This window comes from Flavobacterium sp. (genome assembly GCF_027533505.1).
Classification (GTDB): Bacteria; Bacteroidota; Bacteroidia; order Flavobacteriales; family Flavobacteriaceae; genus Flavobacterium.
In genome coordinates, this window is the sequence record NZ_JAPZUB010000070.1 from 20,526 (window position 1) to 27,460 (window position 6,935).

4 protein-coding genes are annotated in these 6,935 nt (G+C 42.2%); 1 reads left to right on the forward strand and 3 read right to left on the reverse strand.

Features of this window, described 5'->3' with window-relative positions:
* The first annotated feature begins 10 nt into the window (after window positions 1–10).
* The gene (locus O9316_RS12890) at window positions 11–2,413 is read left to right on the forward strand and encodes a thiamine pyrophosphate-dependent enzyme (RefSeq protein WP_298205389.1); all 2,403 of its coding nucleotides are present in this window, start codon (window positions 11–13) and stop codon (window positions 2,411–2,413) included.
* Between the two features lie 42 nt (window positions 2,414–2,455).
* Here the strand turns inward: O9316_RS12890 and O9316_RS12895 are convergent, their stop codons facing one another.
* From O9316_RS12895 to O9316_RS12905, 3 genes are all read right to left on the reverse strand, one after another.
* The gene (locus O9316_RS12895; protein WP_298205390.1) at window positions 2,456–4,324 is read right to left on the reverse strand and encodes an OmpA family protein; all 1,869 of its coding nucleotides are present in this window, start codon (window positions 4,322–4,324) and stop codon (window positions 2,456–2,458) included.
* 10 nt (window positions 4,325–4,334) lie between these two features.
* Window positions 4,335–5,288 carry a type IX secretion system membrane protein PorP/SprF gene (locus tag O9316_RS12900; RefSeq protein WP_298205391.1) on the reverse strand — a complete coding sequence of 318 codons (954 nt, stop codon included), beginning with the start codon at window positions 5,286–5,288 and terminating at the stop codon, window positions 4,335–4,337.
* 9 nt (window positions 5,289–5,297) lie between these two features.
* The coding region (locus O9316_RS12905; protein ID WP_298205392.1) for a gliding motility-associated C-terminal domain-containing protein at window positions 5,298–6,935 on the reverse strand (1,638 nt) is incomplete at its 5' end.

The following is a 6,935-nucleotide window of genomic DNA, read 5'->3' on the forward strand; positions in this document are numbered from 1 at the left end:
TTAAAACGTTATGACGACAGCACAAACCAACACAGCCATCAGTTTTGAAGATTTCAAAGCAGAAGTTCTAAACGATTATAAAATTGCTCGTATCAGTCGCGAATGCAGTCTTCTGGGACGCAAGGAAGTACTGACGGGTAAGGCAAAGTTTGGTATTTTCGGCGATGGAAAAGAGGTGCCCCAATTGGCGATGGCCAAAGCTTTTCAAAACGGGGATTTCCGTTCGGGTTATTACCGCGATCAAACCTTTATGATGGCCATCGGTGCCCTTACGATTGAACAATTTTTTGCAGGTTTGTATGGGCACACCGATTTGGAACACGATCCGATGAGTGCAGGCCGACAAATGGGCGGGCATTTTGCAACCCATTCGTTGGATGTAAACGGGCAGTGGAAGGATTTGACGGCACAAAAAAATTCCAGTTCAGATATATCACCCACAGCGGGACAGATGCCTCGTTTATTAGGGTTGGCGCAAGCCTCCAAAATTTACCGTCATGTATCGGGAATAGATTCCCAACTTTTTTCCAATGAAGGAAATGAAGTCGCTTGGGGTACCATTGGAAACGCCTCTACCTCAGAAGGATTGTTTTTTGAAACGATGAATGCAGCGGGGGTACTTCAAGTTCCCATGGTCATGAGTGTTTGGGATGATGAATATGGCATTTCAGTGCATGCCCGTCATCAAACCACTAAAGAGAATATTTCGGCTTTATTGGCGGGTTTCCAAAGAGATGAAAATCAAAATGGTTTTGAAATCTTTACCGTTATGGGGTGGGACTATCCTGCTCTTGTAGAAACGTATCAAAAAGCCGCTGCAATTGCCCGCGAATCGCATGTTCCCGTGCTTATCCATGTTCGTGAACTGACACAACCGCAAGGCCACTCTACTTCGGGAAGTCACGAACGCTACAAAGATGAAACCCGTCTAGCGTGGGAAGCCGAATACGATTGTTTGGCACAGATGCGTCAGTGGTTGATCGGCAACAACCTCGCCACTGAATCCGACTTAGATGCGTTAGATTCGTCCTGTAAAAAAGAGGTTTTAGAGGGTAAAAAAGCGGCTTGGAATGCATTTATTGCCCCTTTCAAAGCGGAGCAGAACGAATTGTGTTCACTTTTGAATGATTTGGCCCAAGGTAGCAGTCGAAAAGTTTTTATCGAAAAATACAGTAGCGATTTGGCAGCTGTAAAAGAGCCTATTCGTAAAGATATTTTAAGTACAGCGCGAAAAGTTTTACGCCTGCTCATCGGTGAGTCAGGACAAAAACCATTAGCGCAATGGATTCAATCGTATACAGCAAAAATCCAACCCAAATACAGTTCCCATTTATTTTCTGAATCAGAAAACAGGATTGCCACAATACATGAAGTAGCGCCTCAATTTGATGCTTCTTCCGAACTTGTAGATGCACGTTTGGTGTTGCGGGATAATTTTGATGCCTTATTTACCAAATACCCCAATACCTTGATTTTTGGGGAAGATTCGGGAAATATCGGCGATGTTAACCAAGGATTGGAAGGCATGCAACTCAAATATGGGGAACAGCGTGTTGCCGATGTGGGCATCCGAGAAGCTACCATTTTAGGGCAAGGTATTGGTATGGCGATGCGTGGCTTGCGTCCGATAGCTGAAATTCAGTATCTCGATTACCTTTTGTATGCTATACAAATTATGAGTGACGACTTGGCTACTTTGCAATACCGGACCCAAGGGCGTCAAAAAGCCCCGGTCATTATACGTACCCGAGGACACCGTTTGGAAGGTATTTGGCATTCTGGGTCTCCCATGGGTATGATCATCAATGCAGTGCGAGGCATCCATGTTTTGGTTCCGCGAAACATGACCAAAGCCGCTGGTTTTTACAATGCCTTGATGGAAAAAGATGAACCGGCATTGGTGGTAGAATGTTTAAATGGCTACCGTTTAAAAGAAAAGATGCCTGTAAATTTAGGGGATTTTAAAACTCCCTTGGGCGTTGTAGAAACGTTAAAAGAGGGATCCGATATTACGCTGGTTTCCTATGGTTCCACCTTGCGATTGGTAGAACAAGCGGCCAACGAACTGGAAGCTGTTGGAATCAGTGCTGAAATTATTGACATACAGTCGTTATTACCCTTTGACTTGGCGCATGATATAGTAAAAAGTATTGCCAAAACCAACCGCCTTTTGGTGATTGATGAGGATGTTCCGGGTGGTGCAAGTGCCTTTATTTTACAACAAATTGTAGAAGAACAAAAGGCCTATACCTATTTGGACAGCGCCCCTGAAACTCTAACCGCCAAAGCACATCGCCCTGCGTATGGAACTGACGGCGATTATTTTTCAAAACCCTCGGTGGAAGATATCTTTGAAAAAGTCTATGCGATTATGCACGAAGCCAATCCCAAACGTTATCCGGCTTTGTTTTAATCCCTTGGCACAGTAAAAAAAATCGGCTTAAGCCGATTTTTTTTATTTCAAGATTCTAAACTCACATCGTCGGTTAATCGAATGTTCTGCTTCGGTACATTTATCGCCACAATTAACTAATGGAGTACTTTCTCCAAAACCTTTATGACGCAAACGTGAACGGTCGATTCCTTGGTTGACAATATACTCCAACGTAGAAGAAGCACGGTTATTGGAAAGCATCAAATTGTAGGTTTCTGACGCACGAGAATCGGTATGTGCTCCAATTTGGATTTCCATACGTGGATACTTTTTCAACAATCCAACCAATACATCAAGAATTTTGGCCGCCTCGGGTTTGATATTCCATTTATTCAAATCAAAATAAATATTTTCCAATTCGATATATACATAACCGTCATTTTTGGTTACGACGATATCTTCGGCATCATCATACGATTCAACTTCCAATTCGATGGAATACCGCGCCTTTCCTTCATCATTGGTGGAAAATTGCTCACTGTGGGGAATGTATAAGTCTCGGATAGCTTCCAAACGATAGGTCTTGTTGGGTTTGGTGTTGAAAAAGTAATCGGCGTTTGAACCTACTATCATTTGCCCTACCAACACCTCATTTTCATCATATAAACTTACCTGAGTCCCGGGCAGTAATTGTTTGGTTACTTTATCGCGAACATCCCCTTCTACCAGATAACGACGCTCATTATCTTTGCGCTTAAAGCTATACAAATTGTCATATCCTTTGCGGTTGGAAGAGAAGAAACCTTCTTGTGTTTTTTCATTCAACACAAAACCAAAATCGTCTAAGCCGCTGTTGATGGTTTGCCCCAAATTAAGGGGTTTAGCATAGTTATCTTGGTATTTTTTGGTCATAAACAAATCCAAACCACCCATACCTTCATGGCCGTTGGATGCAAAGTACAGAGTTCCATCGGTGGTGATAAAGGGAAATTGCTCTAAATGTTCAGTATTAATAACATCGCCCAAATTTTGAGGTTCTCCAAAGGTACCATCGGGACGGACTTCCACAACATACAAATCGAAGGAGCCTTTACCACCCGGACGATCGCTTGAAAAATAAAGTTGAGTTCCATCGGGGGAAAGGTAAGGATGTTGTGTTGAAAAAGTGTCGCTGCAAAAAGGCAACGCTGTAATATTTTTCCATTCGTTGTCCACCCATTCGGCGCGGAATAACTTCACAGAAGCAAACTTTTCATCACCTACTTTAACCCGTTTGCTGTTGGTTCTGCTGAAATACATAATTTTACCGTCTGTAGAAAAAACAGCATTACTTTCATGCGTTTTAGTATTAATAGATTTTGGAAAGGGTTGAATGTTTTCCAATTGATTTTCTGCATTTAAAGTCGCTTCAAAAAGATCCAGATAGGGCTTGTCATTCCAACTAAAGAGCGGTTGTTCTGTACTTCGCAGCGAGGCAAAAACCACTTTATCGCCGCGATACGCCATCCCGAAATCCCCCGTATTATTGGTTTTAGTCATCAGTTGAATTTCATAATCATGGGGAACAATAGTATTCAAATTATCGATGAATTTCTGGGTATCAACAGGATACTTGAGATATTCGCCCATAATTTTATCGGCTTTTTCGTAATCTTTGATTCCTTTTAAGGCATGGGCATAGCGAAAGTAATATTCGGGTTTGACCGAATCTTTGTATTGAAAAAACAACTGCCCATAATTTTTTACCGCAGCATCCATTTGCGCATTGTAATAATAACAATCCCCTAGGTTGGATAAAATCAAACGGTTGGGTTTGAGCGTTTCATAGACCGAAGCCGCTTGAACATAAGCTTTATTGGCAAACAATTTATTAGCAAACTTAACAGAGGGTTTCTTTTGGGCCGAAACGCCGAAAGTTCCCAATATCAAAAAGAGGTAAAGTATACGCATAGCCATCCTTTTAAAAGAAACGGGGTGATTTATCATAGCCATTGCCGGCGCTATTTTTACCGGATTTACTGAGGTTAAACAAAACCATGATTTCATGTGAACCTGAATTAAAGCGACTTAAGTTGGACAAGGTGTAATCGTAAGCGTATCCTATACGTAAATTTTGAGTGATACGAAAATTCACTAAACCACTTACAGCATCTCCCACGCGGTAACCAACTCCCATTTCTAACATGTTGTTGTACAAAAAATTTGCGGTAACATCCAAGGAAATCGGTGAACCTGAGACCGCTTTGGTCATAAAAGCGGGTTTAAACTTGAATTGATCGTTCAACTCAAATACATAGCCCCCTGTAAGAAAGTAATGTATCTCTTCCACACCAGTTCGTGTTAAACCATCCCGTGTTTCAAGATGTTTGGTGCGTAATAAATTGGGAGCCGATAGTCCTACATAATAGTTTTCACCAAAATAAAAAGTCCCCACCCCAATGTTGGGATAGGTGCGACTCAAGTTATTGGCAAAAGCCTGATCGGGTAGATTATCAGTGAATACAAAACCATTGAAGTTAGTACTAAAAAAAGTAGCTCCCGCTTTAATCCCAAAGGATAATTTTTGCTTTTCTCCAAGAGGCAAAACATAAGCTACATCAGCAAATACATTACTTTCTTGGACCACATCGCCAATTTCGTCGTGCACAATAGACATTCCCACTTCGACCCGTTTTTTCAAAGGAGTATGCATAAAAAATGTTCCTGTCGTAGGTCCACCTACAGCACCCACCCACTGAGCGCGATACAATCCTCCCAAATTAATGGCATCGGCATCATCGGTAGCATAGGCAGGGTTTAGTACACTCATATTGTACATGTATTGGGTATACTGTGGATCTTGTTGCGCTTGCGTTCGGGTTAAACACAAGAGCAAAACAACAATAAGTATATATTTTATTCTATTAGCTTTCATAGGCGAATGTTATCTGCTTAAATAAAGACGTCCTTGTAGGGGAGCACGGACACCATCATTAAATTCTAAAATAAAGAAGTAAACTCCAACGGGTGCTAAACCACCCCCCACGGAACCCTCGGTTGAACGTCCATTCCAATGAGGATTTGAACGATTCCCCTTAAACAATACGTTGCCATAACGATTGAAAATTTCAATTGTAAAGTTGGGATACAGTTCTAGTAAATTTTGAATAATAAACGCATCGTTTACCCCATCGGTATTAGGTGAAAATCCGTCGGGAATAATAATATCGTCGGGGGTACAAGACTCGAGTACAACGGTCAACTCAAGGCGAATACTTTCGCATCCAGCACTGGATTGAACTGCACCATAATACGTTACTCCATCTTGCAATACCGTCAAAGCATCCAAAGGTGTTCCTCCTGAAGCCGAACTATACCATACGATAGTTCCTGACCCTGATAATTGAGCACTCAAATCGGAAAGCGTGGCATTGCTATCATTACAAAATGTAGTAGAACCTGTCAATACAGGTGGTTGCGGATTTTGAACTTCAAAAGTAACTGGTGTGAAATTCAAAGTACTGTTGCCACAAGATGAAATCTGACTGATGATTGAAGTAAAGGCTAGATTCACTGTTCCATCATTTACCAAATCACTTGATGGAATGATAAACGATGCTGCACCATTGCTAAAGGTTACTATGCTAGTAAATACACCTGTATTGGCACCTGTAAGTTGGTATTCTAATGTATAATTCCCATTTGTTAAGCCCGATGCACCAGTTATTGTCACCGTAGCTTGTTCGCCCAAACAAAGCGGAGCAACCACTACAGTAGCATTACTTAACGTGGGTTGTGGAAGTACCGTTATTGTGGTCGAAGCTGTTGAAATGGTCGAAGTACAATTTCCATTCAATGCGGTTACCGCTGTTAAAGAAATCGTCACGCTACCCGATGTTTGAAAATACGAACCCGGTATACTAAATTGACCATTTCCACCCGTTATTGCTACTGTTGCTGTGGTCCCTATGGATGGATTCGCATTAGTAACTGAGTAAGTGAATGTATAGTTTCCATCGGTTAAGGTTGTCGCCCCACTGATTGAGACAATTACAGCTGAATTCTGACATACGTTAGGTGCTGTTATGGTTCCTAAACCAAAATCAGGCGGTGCTATTAAATTAACCGATATAGTAGCCGTATCTGAATTACATGTACCTGTCCCAGCAACAGTATAAATATAAGACCCTGCGGGATCAAATGCCGGATTAAAAACACCAGTTCCACTAGCCAATGGTGGAGACCACGTTCCCCCTGACTGTGCAGAAGTACCTAAACTTAAAAATAAATCAATAGACGTCGCATTAGAACATAAGGTTATTGTTGCGTCTGCTCCTGCATTGGGTCCGGGTGTCAATGTTACGCTTACCGTAGCCGTATCGCTTCCACAAGGTGCGCCCCCTACCACTGTGTAGGTATAGGTGCCCGCTGTATCCACCGCAGGATTAAATAAGCCCGTGCCACTAGCCAAAGCCGGTGTCCACGTTCCTCCTGCTTGAGGCGCTCCTCCTAAACTTAAAAACAAATCGGTCGGGGTAGCATTCGAACATATCACTAATGTGCCGTCCGTTCCCGCATTGGG

Excerpts from the sequence above, each read along its gene's own strand:
- O9316_RS12890 (WP_298205389.1), top strand. The coding sequence starts at position 11 with ATGACGACAGCACAAACCAACACAGCCATCAGTTTTGAAGATTTCAAA.
- O9316_RS12895 (WP_298205390.1), bottom strand. The coding sequence starts at position 4,324 with ATGCGTATACTTTACCTCTTTTTGATATTGGGAACTTTCGGCGTTTCG.
- O9316_RS12900 (WP_298205391.1), bottom strand. The coding sequence starts at position 5,288 with ATGAAAGCTAATAGAATAAAATATATACTTATTGTTGTTTTGCTCTTG.